Source organism: Catonella massiliensis (assembly GCF_016651435.1).
In the GTDB taxonomy this organism is placed as follows: Bacteria; Bacillota; Clostridia; order Lachnospirales; family Lachnospiraceae; genus Catonella; species Catonella massiliensis.
The window spans coordinates 2,824,022-2,839,360 of record NZ_JAEPRJ010000001.1; the positions used below are offsets into that span (position 1 = coordinate 2,824,022).

Consider the following 15,339-nt stretch of genomic DNA (forward strand, 5'->3'; position numbering starts at 1 on the left):
CTCCTAAATCTATATTCTCTAAGCAACCTGTGGATAATCAATTACAGCAATTTCCTGCATCATTTTTTTAGCTGTATCTACAATCATTTCGAGTCTTTCAGCAACTTTATCAGTATAGTATTTTTCTCCACACTGCTCACACTCAAGGCAAGGAACATTTTTAATAACAATAATACAATTATTATAATTTACTACATGTGTAGTCGTACTTGCTACTGTTGTGCTATTTTTACAATACATACACATATTCTTTACTCCTTCCTCCTAGTTTTTAAGTCATCTTCGAATTTTTTTGTGTCAGGATAATACACGGTTATCACATATATTTTCATATTATCACATCCAGCAACTATATGCAAAATCTTTCCATTAAAAATTCCCGCCATTCCAGCCCCAGTTTGTTGTTGTTTCGTATTTTACATAGATTCTATCAGGCTCTATTCCAAGAACCTCGTTAAATATCTTTGTTATCTCAGAAGTTAAATTATTAAAAGCCTCCTTATTCTCACTGCCAAATACACTTACTTCAACATAGGCTATATCCTTATCATTACTTCCCTTAAAGTAAAGATGGCTCTCAACCTCAAAATTAAGCATAAGCCAAGCCTCACTTTTCCCAGGAATCAGCTCTATAGCCTTTCCCAGTTTCTCCTTAACTACAGCTTCCTCTTCTCTTGTAATCTTCTTAGTAATTTTAGAATTAATAAATGGCATAACATTTCTCCTTTCCTACTTCCCCATGCAAAAATCCTTAAAAATCTTATCAGCCAAATCCTCGCTTGTGGTATCCCCTGTAACTTCTCCAATGGCATTATAAGCATTCATAAGGTCAATAGTGTAAAAATCCTCAGAAACTCCTGAGTCTATGGACTCAAGTACCATATTAAGGCTTTCCTTAGCCCTTCTTATTGCGCCCTCCTGCCTCAGATTGGAGAGATAGATTTCATTGTTAAAGTCTAACTCCCCGTTAAAGAACATCTCTTTTATTATCTCAGTTAATTTCTCTATTCCAACCCTCTTCTTTGCCGATATTTCTACAGGATTGAACTCCGAAAAAGCCTTGTATTCATCATCGGTTAAGCCTCTTTCAAGGTCAGTTTTATTTAAGATAAGAACGGACTTCCTAGACTTAATTTCCTCTAATAATTCTTTGTCCTCTGTGGAAAGTGGCTTAGATACATCTATTATCATGAGTACAAGGTCTGCATCACTAAGATGTTCCTTCGCCCTCTCAATTCCCATTCTCTCGATCTCATTGTCAGTCTCCCTAATTCCTGCTGTATCCACAATATTAAGAGAGATATCCCCAAGGCTTACACTCTGCATCAGAGCATCCCTTGTAGTGCCCGGAATATCGGTTACTATGGCAACATCTTCCCCTGAAATGTAGTTAAGAAATGAAGACTTACCCACATTAGGCTTTCCAACTATTACAGTCTTAATGCCCTCTTTAATTATCCTTCCTTTACCTGCATTTTCCAAAATATTATTCAAGGCATTTATATTATTAACAACATTTTCCCTGATTTCTTCCGCCTTACCATCAAGTGACATATGCTCAGGGTCATCAAGGGCTGCCTCTATATAAGCCATATCAGTTAAAATGCTCTCTTTTACAGGTTTTAATTTATCCCCTATTCCACCGTTTAGCCTTCTGCCTGCACTCTTTATGGCATAGTCGCTGTCCGCTCTAATGATGTCCATAACCGCTTCTGCCTGTGTGAGGTCAATTCGTCCTGAAAGAAAGGCTCTTTTTGTAAATTCTCCGGGTTCTGCAAGCCTTGCTCCAGCTTTTATAGCAGTTTCAAGCACTTTTTTTGTTATAAATGCTCCACCGTGGCAGTTTATTTCCACTACATCTTCTCTTGTATAAGTCCTTGGTCCCTTCATAAATGAAACCAAGACCTCATCTACTACATCTGTCTCATTATAAATATGCCCGTATTTAATGGTATGTGTGTCTATTTTATCTACATCAGTAGAAGATAGTTTCATCAGCTTTCCCGCTATATTAAAGGCATCCTCACCACTTATTCTTATAATACTTATTCCTGAATTTCCAACCGCAGTGGAAATCGCCGTGATTGTATCATTCATAATTATCACTCCACTCTTCCCTTAAAATTCCGTATTTTACACTATCATAATATTCATCATTGTAATATCTTACTTTTCTAATTCTGGCTTCCTGTAACATACCTAGCTTTTCAGCAGCCTTCATCATTCTAATATTTCCACTCCAGGTAGTCAGTCCTACATGTTCAATCTCACTAAAATCTCTAAACGTTTTTGTTATCCACTTTCTTAAAGCCATTGTACCAAAACCGCCATTCCAGTAATTTTTATCATAAATTACAATTCCTATTTCAAGCCATCTGGTTTTTTTATCTTCCCAGTATCTTGAAACCATTCCGATTGTCTTTCCATCAACCTTTATTCCAAGTACATTTTCTCTCATAAAAAATTTTCTTTCATTAGAGTTACTAAATTCTTCAAATGACTCATATTTAGTATAATCATCAAAATAAGGAGCGTTCCACTCTTTCCACTCAGGATTAATCTCAGTGAAACCAATTTTCCAGATTTCTTTTAACATATTTTCATCAAAAGGACATAGCAAAACTATGCTTTCATTCATCTATACCATCCTCCAATAGCTATTACATCAAATTTTTGACTTGCATAAGTAAATATTCCCATTTCAAAATATTTTTCTTAATTTTACAATAATTTTCCCATTCCGGAACATTTTATTTAGCTACACTTTCTCATCCCATACTATCACAAATTCCCTATACATACAACAAAATCCCCGCAAAACCATCAACTGGTTCTACGGGGATACTTACTATACTTCTTCATCTAAATCGTAATCAATTTTGTTGTACTTCTTCGAATAATTCTTATTGTAGCCATTCTTGTGATATGGCTTTCTTCCATAAGGCTTCTTACTATAACCCTTGTTGTATCTGCTGTTATAGTAAGATTTTCCTTCATTCTTTGGCTTAACTACAACCTTTCGGTAAGGATCAGCACCCTCACTATAGGTCTCACAATCAGAATCTCCCTGAAGAGCAGAATGAATTATTCTTCTTTCAAATGAATTCATAGGCTCAAGTGAAACAGCCTTTCCGGTTCTCTTAACCTTGGAAGCTATATTCTTAGCTAAGTTCTCGAGAGTCTCTTTTCTTCTTACTCTATAGTTCTCAGAATCAAGCTTAACCTTTACATATTCACTGCAATCCTTGTTGATTGCAAGGCTCACAATATACTGAAGTGAATCAAGAGTCTGTCCACGCTTTCCTATAAGAACTCCCATATCCTCAGCCTTTACATCAATTGTAAGCTCATTTTCAGCAGAATCAAATTCCACATTTATAGATGCCTCAAGCTTCATAGCATTAAATACATCTGTAAGGAATTTTACTGCGTCAGCCTTAGCCTTTTCCTGTCTTTCAGAAGATACAGGCTCACCCTTGTCATTATCATCAAATTTCTTTTTAGGCTTTCTATGAACTTCAGTCACATGCTTTTCTTCAACCTTAGCCTCAGTATAATTCTTAACTGTGGCAGGCTTTGCCTGTCTAACTTCTTTTTTCTGTGGCATAGAAGCAGGTTTAGTCTCTTTAATTCTTACTCTTATGGTTGCATTATGCTTACCTATAAATCCTAAGAATCCTGCACTTTCCTTCTCAAGCACTTCCACATCCATCTTATCCGTGGTTGTACCAAGTCTTATAAGACCTTCGTTTATGGCATCATCAACTGTTTTTGCTGAAATCTCAATCCATTCATTACTCATAATCTACCCTCCAATACCTAGTCTCTCTTTAACATATTGGCTACATCAGAAATATTGGCAGCCTTATATTCACCCTCGCGCTTTTTATAGTCCGTTATCTTGTAGTTGTTCTTTGCCTTAATTGTAATCCCCTTTTCAGTGCTCTTTGGAGCCTCTGAAGAATCATCATCAATCTTCTTTGTATTTGTGGCCGCTATGGATCTGGTTGAAGTATTTGCAAACTGATTAAATTTCTCAGCCACAGGCGCTTCTCCCCTTTTCGCACGAAGCTTTGCAGCCTTTTCCTGATTTTTTCTTATCATTTCGTCAACGTCAACATTTTCAAGCATCTTATTGAAGAAATACTGCTGGATTATCATAAATATACTACCTGCAATCCAGTATACACCGATACCGATTGGAAATGTAATACAGAAGAAAGCCTGCATAAACGGCATAAAGTTCATCATTCCCTTATTAAGCGCAGCAGCCTGATCATTTCCGTTTGTCTGTGGCTGATTCTTCACCATCTGCTTACCGTTGATATACTGAAGTACACCTGCAAGCAGTGGTACTATAAGTGTAAGAGGCTTAGCAAATCCCGGTACATCCGATATTGAAAAAAGTCCGAATACACTGTTAATATGCTCTATCTCAGCTGAATTAGCAGCTATTACGTTTGAAATACCACTAAAACTTGTTTTAAGTGCCTCCCATTTGTCATGGTTAAATGTAGCAAGTACATCTATTACAGAGTTTAATATAGTAGTTTTATCGCCCTCTGTAACCAGTTTAACTGTATTGCTGTTAGCTATCTCAGTTAAAGTAGCCGCATAATTGCTCTGTCCCATAAGAGGAGTAGCTATATTCTCATACAAGCTTCTTATAGCTGGCATGTAAGCCGGCATACTCTGAACTATTCTATAAAGACCGAACATGATAGGAAGCGTAATAAGAATAGGCAGACAGCCTGCAAGTGGATTTGATCCATATTTTTCATATACTGCCTGAGTTTCCTGCTGCATCCTTCTCTGTGACTCAGGATCACGCTTTCCCTTGTATTTCTTTGTTATTTCCTGAAGTTCAGGACTCATTCTTGAAGTGAGTTTGCCTACTTTCTGCTGTTTATAATACATAGGCATCATCAAAGCTCTCATTATAAATGTAAATAATAAGATACAAATAGCTGCATTTTCAATACCGATTGCAGAAAATACAGAATAAATCCCATTCATTATGTATGCAAGTATTCTTGCAATAGGGCCCACTATAGCACCATTATACTGTGTCAGTGCAAATACCTGTTGGATCAAACTACCGTCCTCCTAAATCTTTCATTAAGGTACAAAATCGACACCGCCCTTAGACAGAGGATGACATCTCATAATTCTCTTTACAGCCAAATAAGAGCCCTTTAAGGCTCCATACTTTTCAATAGCCTGTACGGCGTAGGTTGAACAAGATGGAATGAACCTGCACATTGGGGCCCCTTTATAAGGAGATATATGATTTTTATAAATTTTTATTAAAAATATAAGAAATTTCTTTATCAACTATTATCATCTCTTTTCTCATTAAGCAAGTGATGCAATTTACAAAGGTGAATATAAGCACTCTCCACATCTGCATATTTCTTATCTTTAATATTTCCTCTGGCTATAATAACGATATCATAACCTTCTTTAACAATCTCTTTGTTAAGCCTCACGCTTTCCCTTATTAATCTGGTTGCTCTATGTCTGACTACACTGTTGCCAACCTTTTTACTAACTGATATTCCTATCCTGTTACTATTTGTTTCATTATTATACACATACATAACCAGATATTTGTTGGCAAAAGATTTACCGTAGTCATAGACTCTTTTGAATTCTGTCGAATTCTTCAACGAATTAGGTAACATATTTTTCCCTGATAAACAAACGGACACCGGCAAGGCCTGTGTCCTTATTGTAACTGATTATGCAGATAATTTCTTTCTACCCTTAGCTCTTCTTCTAGCTAATACTCTTCTGCCATCAGCTGTCTTCATTCTCTTGCGGAATCCATGAACCTTTGATCTCTGCCTCTTCTTAGGCTGGAATGTCATCTTCATTTGGTACACCTCCTTAATAAAATCAAATATTACGATTAAATACAATCAACCCTTATAATATCAGCATTTAAGCGAAAAATCAAGAAAAACTTTCATTTTTTTAATTCTACATTTATAGAATATATTTTTTCAACTTATCCACATTTATTCTACAACGATGTACTCACTTATCCACAATTTGTTTATAAGTTGTGGATAAATTATTATTTTAATAAATTTTAGGATATTTATTACTTTCTACTCCTATAAAATCATGTTTATAAATTTATTCTACTGTTGTTGACAACTTTTAACTTAACACTAAATTGACAGGATTTCCACAACTTATCAACATTTTATTGTGGATAAGTTGAATAAGTATATATTTCTTTTAGTTGTTTTTTTCTTTGGTTTGCGATAAAATATAACAGTATAAAGGAGTATTTTGTCTTATGAAACAATTAGTCAGCAAAAACTGGGATGCGATACTGGAAATGCTTAAAAATGATTTTGAGATAAAGCCGGTATTATTTAAAACCTTCATTGAACCTCTTAAGGTATATGACGAGGACGATGATAAGGTAACTATTCTTTTAGATGATGATGTATACCAGCATTACGATTCTTATATAAAGGAAAAGTTCTATACCTTTATAAAGAACTCCATTGAGGCTGTTACGGGGAAGTCATATAGTCTTGATTTCATATCTAAGGAAGAGCTTGAATCCTACGATACTGAAAAAAACGAGAATAATCAGCTTATAGAGAGGGCTGCAAGTGCAAATCTCAATCCTAACTATACCTTTGATACCTTTGTAGTCGGACCTAATAATGACTTTATTGCAGCCGCTGCAAAGGCTGTAGCAAAGGATCCTAATACGGATTGGAACCCTCTTTTTATATACGGCGGAGTTGGACTTGGAAAGACTCACCTTATGCATTCTATTGCCCACTCAATTCTTGAGAATCAAAAGGATGCAAGAGTACTTTACGTTACAAGTGAACAGTTTACAAATGAAGTTATTGAGTCTATCAAAGAGGGTGTGCTTGCCTCTACCAAGTTAAGAAAGAAATACCGCAACATAGATGCACTTCTTATCGATGATATTCAGTTTGTTATAGGAAAAGAGCGTACGGAGGAAGAATTTTTCCATACCTTCAATGACCTTTACCAGGCAGGAAAGAGAATAATCATTTCTTCAGACCGCCCTCCTAAGGACTTTACAAATATTGAAGACAGAATAAAGTCAAGATTTGGTAATGGTATGATGGCTGAGATAAATCCTCCCGACTATGAGACCAGAATGGCTATCTTAAAGAAGCGCTGTGAGCTTGAACACGAGCATCTAAGTGATGAGATTCTCGACTACATAGCTACCAATGTTAATTCAAATATAAGAGAGCTTGAGGGTGCTTATAAGAAAGTTACCGCCCTCAATAAGCTTGTAAATGTCAATACAGAGGCCACTCTTGATATAGCTAAAAATGCCTTAAAGGACATTATCAATCCAAATGTAAAAAATGTAATCACCATTGATAGTATTATAGATGTAGTTGCAAGCCACTATGAGCTTTCAATCGACCAGATATGTTCTGCCAACAGAAGCAGCAATGTAGCTTATCCAAGGCAGATTGCCATGTACTTATGTAAGCAGCTTACACCTGCTTCTCTTAAGGAAATAGCTGCAAAGCTTGGCAAAAAAGACCATTCTACCATACTACATGGAATTAAGAAGATAGAAGAAGACTTAGAGGCTGAAAAAAAGGCTAATAAGAACGATTTGTCCAATAAACTGGATGTAATAACCAAGCTTATTTCTTCTTAAAACACTGTGTATAACCTTGTGATAAATTTTGTATAATATGTGAAACTTTGTTTATAAGCTGTGAATAGTTATTTTTGTATAAATTTATTTTCCACAGTCTTATAAAATGCGTAAAATACTGGTTTTAACTGTTTTTTTACGCTTATAACCATATCCACGTGACCTACTACTACTAGGTATATATTATATCTATATTGGAATTATCCACTCTGACAAGAACAACTACCACTAAGGAGAAACTAATGTTAATAAGAGTAAATCAAAGTGATTTAATTAAAAGCATAAATATTGTAATTAAGGCTATTTCTACCAAAACCACCTTACCTATACTTGAATGTATAGTTATTAAGACAGTAGATAATAGCATCAAGTTAATTGCCAATGATATGGAACTTGGCATTGAAACCATAGTGATGGGTGAGGTTGTTGAAAATGGAAGTATGGCCCTTAATTCAAGACTATTTTCTGACATAGTGAGGAAGCTTCCAAACAACATGGTTGAAATTAGGACTGACGATAATTATAAGGCTACCATCAAATGCGGTAAGTCAGTATTTACAATATCAGGACAAAGTATTGAAGAATTCCCTGTTCTTCCTGAAATAGAGAAGATTAAGAGCATTACTCTTTCACAGTTTTCTCTTAAGGAAATGATTAGACAGACATTATTTTCAATATCAAATAATGAAAACATGAAAGTAATGACAGGTGAACTTCTTGAGGTTAACAATAATAACCTCAGAATCATAGCTCTTGACGGACATAGAATCTCTATAAGAAAGACAGCAATTGAGGGTGAACACGAGAATATAAAGGCAGTTGTACCCGGTAAGACTCTCAGTGAGATAAGTAAGATTCTTTCAAGCGAGGTAGCTGACGAGGTAGTTATTTATTTTTCAAACAAGCATATAGTATTTGAATTTAGCAATACTACTGTTAATTCAAGGCTTATTGACGGAGAATTCTACAATGTAGACCAGATGATATCAAGTGATTATGAGACTAAGATAAATGTAAACAGAAGAGAATTGCTTGAAAATATGGATTCTGCCCTTCCTTTCATTACTGAAAAGGAGAAAAAGCCTGTAATACTCAATTTAAGTGAAAATAACCTAAACTTAAGTATCAAGACCACAGTAGGAAATATGAATACCGATATGGAGCTTACTAAAGAGGGAAAAGACATAATTATAGGCTTCAATCCAGTTCTTATTATGGATGCACTCAAGGTAATTGAAGATGAAAACATAGACATTTTCCTTTTCAATCCAAAGGCACCTTGCTTTATTAAAAATAAAGAGGAGAGTTATTTATACATAATTCTTCCTGTAAACTTCAATCCTGAAGACATTTAACTTGAATTCTATTCAAAATGGAGGTATCTATGCAGGTTGTTAAAATAAAAGACGAACATATCAAATTAGGGCAGCTTATAAAGTTTGCAGGTTTGGTGGATAACGGAGTTGAGGCAAAATACGCCATTCAGAACAGTCTTGTACTTGTAAACGGTCAGATAGATACCAGACGGGGCAAAAAGATAGTTCCGGGAGACATTGTTAAATATAAGGATGAAGAGATAAAGGTAGAGGCAAATGATAATTAAGTCTCTTGCACTTAATGATTTTAGAAATATACAAGATATGAATATTGAGTTTGATAAAGGGCTCAACATCATATATGGCGACAATGCACAGGGAAAGACAAATATCCTTGAGTCTATCTATGTTGCAGGTACTACAAGGTCGCACAAGGGCAGCAAAGACAAGGAAATGATAAGAATAGGAGAAGATGAGGCTCATATAAGGCTTATTTTGGAAAAAGATGGTTTGGATAGAAAAATAGACATGCATCTTAAAAAAAGTAAGTCTAAAGGAGTTGCAATCGATGGAATTCCTGTTCACCGCTCTGCCGATGTATTTGGTATAGTCCAGCTCATATTCTTTTCTCCTGAGGATCTTAGTATGATAAAGGACGGTCCTGCTGAAAGAAGAAGATTCATAGATATGGAGCTGTCCCAGATAGAGAAGATATATTTGTATAATCTTTCAAAATATAATAAAATATTATTACAAAGAAATAATCTTCTTAAACAGATATATGCAGATAACAGGCTCTCAGACACCCTTGATATATGGGATGAACAGCTTGTGACTACAGGCACTGAGATTATAAAGAGCAGAAGAAAATTCATAGGTGAGTTGGGAAAGATAATAAAGCCTATCCATGAAAGGCTTACCGGTGGAAAAGAAGAACTTGAGATAGAGTACAATCCAAATGTTACTGAAGAGGATTTTAGAGATAGATTAAAATCAGGCAGAAACAGTGACATTTACCAGAAAACCACCCTGACAGGTCCTCAAAGAGATGACATAACCTTTTATATCAATAAAAATGATGTGAGAAAATACGGCTCACAGGGACAGCAAAGGAGTACGGCTCTTTCACTTAAGCTCTCTGAGATTGAGCTGTTTAAGGTTAAAACAGGTGATAATCCCATTTTATTATTAGACGATGTGCTTTCAGAACTGGATAGAAGCAGGCAGGATTATCTCATTGAAAGCATAGGAGATATCCAGACTATCATTACCTGTACAGGTCTTGAGGAATTTGTTGAAAATAAAAAGGCTAACGGACGAATATATAAGATAAACAGCGGTAAAATAGATAAAAGTGAGGTGTAAAAATGAGTGCAGAATACGGAGCTGATCAGATTCAGATACTTGAAGGGCTTGAAGCGGTTAGAAAAAGACCGGGTATGTATATAGGCTCTACTTCTCTTAAGGGACTTCATCACCTTGTATATGAGATAGTGGATAATTCTGTTGACGAGGCTCTGGCAGGAGAATGCAGCCATATAGAAGTATTTATCAATGAAGATAATTCTATAACTGTAGTAGATGACGGAAGAGGTATTCCTGTTGGAATTAACAAAAAGTCAGGTCTTCCTGCGGTTCAGGTTGTATTTACCGTTCTTCATGCCGGTGGAAAGTTCGGCGGCGGTGGATACAAGGTATCAGGAGGACTTCACGGAGTAGGTGCTTCCGTTGTAAATGCTCTTTCTAAATGGCTTGAGGTCTTGGTTGAAACAGGCGGAAAGGCCTATAAACAGCGCTATGAAAGAGGAAAGGTAGTAACCCCACTTGAGGAAATAGGTCCTACTAACAGACATGGAACTACTGTAACATTTTTACCCGATGAAGAGATATTTGAGGATACTGTTTTTGACTATGCAACTATTAAGCAACGTCTAAGAGAAATGGCTTTCCTTACAAAGGGCCTTAGAATCAGCCTTACAGACAAAAGAGAAGAGGGTAAAAAGACTGATAGCTTCCACTATGAGGGTGGAATTATGGAGTATGTCAGTTATCTTAATAAAAATCAAACAGTTCTCTATGACAAGATTATATACTGTGAGGGAAAAAAGGGTACAGTTCAGGTAGAAGTGGCACTTCAGCACAATGATGGTTATAACGAGGGCTGCTATAGTTTCGTAAATAATATCAATACTCCTGAGGGTGGTACTCACCTTACAGGTTTTAGAAATGCACTTACAAAGACCTTCAACGAATATGCAAAGCTTATGAAGCTTGTAAAGGAAAACGACCCGGCACTAACAGGTGAGGATATCAGAGAGGGTATGACAGCCATAGTCAGCATCAAGATACCTGAGCCACAGTTTGAGGGACAGACTAAGCAAAAGCTTGGTAACAGCGAGGCCAGGGGAGCAGTTGAAAGCATTGCCGGTGAGCAGATTATGATTTTCCTTGAGCAGAATCCTGCTATTGGTAAGATGATAGTTGAAAAGGCACTGTTAGCTCAAAGAGCTAGAGATGCAGCAAGAAAAGCAAGGGATTTAACCAGAAGAAAGACAGCCCTTGAATATATGAATCTTCCGGGCAAGCTTGCTGACTGTTCGGATAAGAACCCTGATAACTGCGAGATTTACCTTGTAGAGGGAGATTCTGCGGGCGGTTCAGCAAAAGATGCAAGAGATAGGGCAACACAGGCTATACTTCCGCTTAGAGGCAAAATCCTTAATGTAGAAAAATCAAGACTGGATAAAATCTTAGAAAATAAAGAGATTCAGTCCATGATAACTGCCTTTGGTACAGGAATTCATGAAGACTTTGATATAACTAAGCTTAGGTACAAGAAAATCATTATAATGACTGATGCGGATATAGACGGAGCTCACATAGATACATTGATGCTCACCTTTATCTATCGTTTCATGCCTGAGCTTATAAGAAAGGGACATGTATACCTTGCACAGCCGCCTCTTTACAAGGTGGAAAAGGGCAACAAAATCTGGTATGCATACAATGATAAAGAGCTTGATAACATAATGTCTGAAATCGGAAGGGATAACAACAATAAGATTCAGCGTTATAAAGGTCTTGGAGAAATGGATGCAGAACAGCTTTGGGAGACAACTATGGATCCTGAAAGGCGTGTGCTTCTTAAGGTTATGATGGATGAAGAAAATGCTTCTGAGATAGATTTAACCTTTAATACCCTTATGGGAGACAAGGTTGAGCCAAGAAGGGAATTTATAGAGCAGAATGCAAAGTATGTAAGAAATTTGGATATATAAAACCAAATTATTAAAAAAAACGTCTAAGTTTTAATAATTCCTCATAAGTCACAGACCTGTTGTTTCGAATAACACAATAGAATACTGTATTTTAGGTCTGTGACCATGAGGGATATTACCAAACAATTGCAAAATATTTAGTCTAAACCGAAATAACTAAATAAATTAATATTTGTAATATAACTTATGATTAAAAGTAAATCAATTATAAAAGTAATAATGCCTCCAAGTTGACAAGATATTTTATACAAATCTGAACAGTCTGATGAACTGTAACTTTTCCAACTTTCAGTAATTTTATAAACTAATTCATATTTGAAAAAAAGTAAGTAAGCTATTAGTGCAAGAATTGAACTGTATATTATAAATTCAACCATATAATCACCTCCATTATCATCAGTATATTACAAAATAAGATTTTTCTAAAGTATGTTATTTAATTTGAATTTATGGTATAATACTGTATTAGAGTGAGATAACTGAAATTTGAGACTTATATAAATATTTCAAGGAAAAGGATAAGAGAATGGACGAGAATATTTTTGACAGGATTAACGAAGTAGACTTAAAGAAGACTATGGAAGATTCCTACATAGACTATGCTATGTCAGTAATTGCGTCTCGTGCCCTTCCTGATGTGAGGGACGGACTTAAGCCTGTACAAAGAAGAATACTGTATGCAATGAAGGAGCTTTCCAATACTCCTGATAAGCCACATAGAAAATGTGCCAGAATTGTCGGCGATACCATGGGTAAATACCATCCACATGGAGACAGTTCTATTTATGGAGCCCTTGTAAATCTTGCTCAGAGCTGGTCTACCAGGTATATGCTTGTAGACGGACATGGAAACTTCGGCTCTGTGGACGGAGACGGGGCAGCAGCTATGAGGTACACAGAGGCAAGGCTTAGCAAGATTTCCGTAGAAATGCTTTCTGACATTGAAAAGGATACAGTTGATTTCACTCCTAACTTCGATGAAACAGAAAAAGAGCCTACAGTGCTTCCATCAAGATATCCTAACCTCCTTGTAAATGGAGCTTCAGGTATAGCAGTAGGTATGGCTACCAATATTCCGCCACATAACCTTACAGAGGTTATAGATGCAGTAAATAAGATAATAGACAATAAGGTTTTAGAAGACAGAGATACTGAAATAGATGAAATACTTCAGATAGTGAAAGGTCCTGACTTCCCAACAGGTGCGCACATCTTAGGAAGAGCCGGTATAGAAGAGGCTTACAGAACAGGAAGAGGCAAGATTATAGTTCGTGCGGTGACAGACATAGAGCCTATGGCAAATGGCAAGAACCGTATAGTTGTGACCGAACTTCCATACCTTGTAAATAAGGCAAGGCTTATAGAATATATAGCCGACATGGTGAAAAACAAGAGAATAGACGGAATTACCGAGCTGCGTGATGAGTCAAACAGAAGTGGTATGCGCATTTGTATCGAATTAAGGCGTGATGTAAATCCAAATATCATTCTCAAAAAATTATATAAGCACACCCAGCTTCAGACTACCTTTGGTACAAATATGCTCGGGCTTGTAAATAATGAGCCTGTAGTTATGAACCTTAAGCAGATGCTTGGTTTCTACCTTGAGCATCAGGAAAATGTAGTAAGAAGAAGAAGTCAGTACGAGCTTAACAAAGCAGAAGAAAGAGCCCATATATTAAAGGGACTGCTTATGGCTCTTGATTATATAGATGAAGTTATAAGCATAATCAGAGGTTCAAAGACTACTGCAGAGGCAAAAGAAAAACTCATCGAGAGATTCAGCCTTGATGATGTACAGGCTCAGGCTATAGTTGATATGCGTCTTAGAGCTCTTACAGGTCTCGAAAGAGAGAAGCTTCAGGGCGAATATGACAGCTTACAGGAAAGAATTAAAGAATTAAAAGAAATACTTGCGGATGTCAAGAAATTACTTGGAGTAATAAAAGAAGAAATAAATGTAATCCGTGATAAATACGGTGATGAAAGAAGAAGCCAGATAGTAGCTGACGATTCAGATATTACCAATGATGACCTCATTCCTGATGAAAATACCGTAATTGCAATGACAAATATGGGCTACATCAAGAGAATGACAACCGATAATTTCAAAAGCCAGAACAGAGGCGGTAAGGGAATAAAGGGAATGCAGACAATTGAGGAGGATTTTATAGAAGATCTTCTTATGACTACAACCCACCACTATATACTTTTCTTTACCAACAAGGGCAGGGTGTACAGGCTTAAAGCTTATCAGATACCCGAGGCAAGCCGTACAGCCAGAGGAACAGCTATGGTAAATCTTTTGCAGCTTCAGCCGGAGGAGCAGGTAACTGCAGTTATAAACATCAGAAAAGAAACAACTGACGGATATTTATTTATGGCTACAAAGAGGGGAATAGTTAAAAAGACTGCCCTTAGTGAATATGCAAATATAAGAAAGACAGGCTTGCAGGCTATTAATCTAAGAGAAGATGATGACCTCATAGAAGTAAAACTTACTAACAACGAAAACGATGTCTTCCTTATAACAAAGAACGGAATGTGCATTAGATTTAACGAAAAAGATGTACGTCCTACAGGCAGAGCTTCTATGGGTGTAATCGGTATGACTATAGACGACACCGATGAAATAGTGGCTATGCAGCTTGACGATCAGGGTGAACAGCTCCTTATAGTCTCTGAAAATGGACTTGGAAAGAGAACGGAAATAAAAGAATTTACCACCCAGCACCGTGGAGGAAAGGGTGTTAAATGCTACAAGATAGTGGAGAAGACAGGACTTGTAATAGGTGCTAAGTCAGTAAATGACAATAACGAGATTATGCTCATTACAAAGGCAGGCATCATTATCCGCATGGCAGTGGAAAGCATCTCAATACTTGGAAGAATTACATCAGGTGTTAAACTTATGAATGTAGACGGAGACAATGTAATTGCAAAAATTGCAAAGGTGCGTGAGGATGACAAGGCAGTTGAAGAAGACACAGAAGAAACTGAAATCAATGATAACTAAGATAGTAAAGTAATTAAACTTGAAAATGCTAAGTAAGGGATGAAACTC

General features: G+C 36.4%; 16 protein-coding genes. 6 read left to right on the plus strand and 10 right to left on the minus strand.

Annotated features, from left to right (window positions below; translation table 11 throughout):
* Window positions 1-18 precede the first annotated feature (18 nt).
* The 9 genes from JJN12_RS12585 to rpmH form a co-directional block, all read right to left on the minus strand.
* Window positions 19-246 (minus strand): type II toxin-antitoxin system MqsA family antitoxin, encoded by a 228-nt coding sequence (locus tag JJN12_RS12585; protein WP_208430014.1) that lies wholly within the window; start codon window positions 244-246, stop codon window positions 19-21.
* A 123-nt stretch (window positions 247-369) separates the two neighbouring features.
* Complete coding sequence (locus JJN12_RS12590; RefSeq protein WP_208430015.1) at window positions 370-714, minus strand: phenylpyruvate tautomerase MIF-related protein; 345 nt, start codon at window positions 712-714, stop codon at window positions 370-372.
* Window positions 715-729: 15 nt separating this feature from the next.
* A complete protein-coding gene (mnmE, locus tag JJN12_RS12595) occupies window positions 730-2,097 on the minus strand; it encodes a tRNA uridine-5-carboxymethylaminomethyl(34) synthesis GTPase MnmE (RefSeq protein WP_236013797.1) in 1,368 nt (455 codons plus the stop codon).
* Window positions 2,090-2,638 carry a GNAT family N-acetyltransferase gene (locus JJN12_RS12600; RefSeq protein ID WP_208430016.1) on the minus strand — a complete coding sequence of 183 codons (549 nt, stop codon included), beginning with the start codon at window positions 2,636-2,638 and terminating at the stop codon, window positions 2,090-2,092. The genes mnmE and JJN12_RS12600 overlap by 8 nt, the downstream gene beginning before the upstream one ends.
* Before the next feature lie 210 nt (window positions 2,639-2,848).
* Window positions 2,849-3,802: an RNA-binding cell elongation regulator Jag/EloR gene (gene jag / locus JJN12_RS12605; protein WP_208430017.1), complete on the minus strand. Its 954-nt coding sequence runs from the start codon at window positions 3,800-3,802 to the stop codon at window positions 2,849-2,851.
* Window positions 3,803-3,819: 17 nt separating this feature from the next.
* A complete protein-coding gene (locus JJN12_RS12610) occupies window positions 3,820-5,094 on the minus strand; it encodes a YidC/Oxa1 family membrane protein insertase (protein ID WP_208430018.1) in 1,275 nt (424 codons plus the stop codon).
* Between the two features lie 24 nt (window positions 5,095-5,118).
* Complete coding sequence (yidD, locus tag JJN12_RS12615; RefSeq protein ID WP_208430019.1) at window positions 5,119-5,334, minus strand: membrane protein insertion efficiency factor YidD; 216 nt, start codon at window positions 5,332-5,334, stop codon at window positions 5,119-5,121.
* Complete coding sequence (gene rnpA, locus JJN12_RS12620; RefSeq protein WP_208430020.1) at window positions 5,331-5,684, minus strand: ribonuclease P protein component; 354 nt, start codon at window positions 5,682-5,684, stop codon at window positions 5,331-5,333. The genes yidD and rnpA overlap by 4 nt, the downstream gene beginning before the upstream one ends.
* A gap of 57 nt (window positions 5,685-5,741) precedes the next feature.
* Window positions 5,742-5,876 carry a 50S ribosomal protein L34 gene (gene rpmH / locus JJN12_RS12625; protein WP_023355110.1) on the minus strand — a complete coding sequence of 45 codons (135 nt, stop codon included), beginning with the start codon at window positions 5,874-5,876 and terminating at the stop codon, window positions 5,742-5,744.
* A gap of 431 nt (window positions 5,877-6,307) precedes the next feature.
* Between rpmH and dnaA the strand changes: the two genes are divergently transcribed.
* The 5 genes from dnaA (at window position 6,308) to gyrB (ending at window position 12,275) form a co-directional block, all read left to right on the plus strand.
* Window positions 6,308-7,681, plus strand: coding sequence for a chromosomal replication initiator protein DnaA (gene dnaA, locus JJN12_RS12630; RefSeq protein ID WP_208430021.1), 1,374 nt, complete (start codon window positions 6,308-6,310; stop codon window positions 7,679-7,681).
* Window positions 7,682-7,923: 242 nt separating this feature from the next.
* Complete coding sequence (gene dnaN / locus JJN12_RS12635) at window positions 7,924-9,036, plus strand: DNA polymerase III subunit beta (RefSeq protein WP_208430022.1); 1,113 nt, start codon at window positions 7,924-7,926, stop codon at window positions 9,034-9,036.
* Between the two features lie 29 nt (window positions 9,037-9,065).
* Entirely contained in the window at window positions 9,066-9,284 is a 219-nt protein-coding gene (locus JJN12_RS12640) for an RNA-binding S4 domain-containing protein (protein WP_208430023.1), read from the plus strand.
* A complete protein-coding gene (gene recF, locus JJN12_RS12645; RefSeq protein ID WP_208430024.1) occupies window positions 9,274-10,362 on the plus strand; it encodes a DNA replication/repair protein RecF in 1,089 nt (362 codons plus the stop codon). The genes JJN12_RS12640 and recF overlap by 11 nt, the downstream gene beginning before the upstream one ends.
* 2 nt (window positions 10,363-10,364) lie before the next feature.
* Complete coding sequence (gyrB, locus tag JJN12_RS12650; protein WP_208430025.1) at window positions 10,365-12,275, plus strand: DNA topoisomerase (ATP-hydrolyzing) subunit B; 1,911 nt, start codon at window positions 10,365-10,367, stop codon at window positions 12,273-12,275.
* A 137-nt stretch (window positions 12,276-12,412) separates the two neighbouring features.
* On the opposite strand, the gene JJN12_RS14740 is transcribed toward gyrB, so the two are convergent.
* Complete coding sequence (locus tag JJN12_RS14740; protein WP_408610921.1) at window positions 12,413-12,652, minus strand: DUF6199 family natural product biosynthesis protein; 240 nt, start codon at window positions 12,650-12,652, stop codon at window positions 12,413-12,415.
* A gap of 149 nt (window positions 12,653-12,801) precedes the next feature.
* Here JJN12_RS14740 and gyrA point away from each other — a divergent pair, with 149 nt between their 5' ends.
* Window positions 12,802-15,291: a DNA gyrase subunit A gene (gene gyrA / locus JJN12_RS12655; protein ID WP_208430026.1), complete on the plus strand. Its 2,490-nt coding sequence runs from the start codon at window positions 12,802-12,804 to the stop codon at window positions 15,289-15,291.
* The last annotated feature ends 48 nt before the right edge of the window (window positions 15,292-15,339 follow it).

Coding starts and splice junctions, on each gene's coding strand:
- JJN12_RS14740 (WP_408610921.1), bottom strand. CDS start 12,652: ATGGTTGAATTTATAATATACAGTTCAATTCTTGCACTAATAGCTTAC.
- mnmE (WP_236013797.1), bottom strand. CDS start 2,097: ATGAATGATACAATCACGGCGATTTCCACTGCGGTTGGAAATTCAGGA.
- gyrA (WP_208430026.1), top strand. CDS start 12,802: ATGGACGAGAATATTTTTGACAGGATTAACGAAGTAGACTTAAAGAAG.
- dnaN (WP_208430022.1), top strand. CDS start 7,924: ATGTTAATAAGAGTAAATCAAAGTGATTTAATTAAAAGCATAAATATT.
- dnaA (WP_208430021.1), top strand. CDS start 6,308: ATGAAACAATTAGTCAGCAAAAACTGGGATGCGATACTGGAAATGCTT.
- JJN12_RS12640 (WP_208430023.1), top strand. CDS start 9,066: ATGCAGGTTGTTAAAATAAAAGACGAACATATCAAATTAGGGCAGCTT.
- jag (WP_208430017.1), bottom strand. CDS start 3,802: ATGAGTAATGAATGGATTGAGATTTCAGCAAAAACAGTTGATGATGCC.
- JJN12_RS12590 (WP_208430015.1), bottom strand. CDS start 714: ATGCCATTTATTAATTCTAAAATTACTAAGAAGATTACAAGAGAAGAG.
- rpmH (WP_023355110.1), bottom strand. CDS start 5,876: ATGAAGATGACATTCCAGCCTAAGAAGAGGCAGAGATCAAAGGTTCAT.
- JJN12_RS12585 (WP_208430014.1), bottom strand. CDS start 246: ATGTGTATGTATTGTAAAAATAGCACAACAGTAGCAAGTACGACTACA.
- gyrB (WP_208430025.1), top strand. CDS start 10,365: ATGAGTGCAGAATACGGAGCTGATCAGATTCAGATACTTGAAGGGCTT.
- rnpA (WP_208430020.1), bottom strand. CDS start 5,684: ATGTTACCTAATTCGTTGAAGAATTCGACAGAATTCAAAAGAGTCTAT.
- JJN12_RS12600 (WP_208430016.1), bottom strand. CDS start 2,638: ATGAATGAAAGCATAGTTTTGCTATGTCCTTTTGATGAAAATATGTTA.
- recF (WP_208430024.1), top strand. CDS start 9,274: ATGATAATTAAGTCTCTTGCACTTAATGATTTTAGAAATATACAAGAT.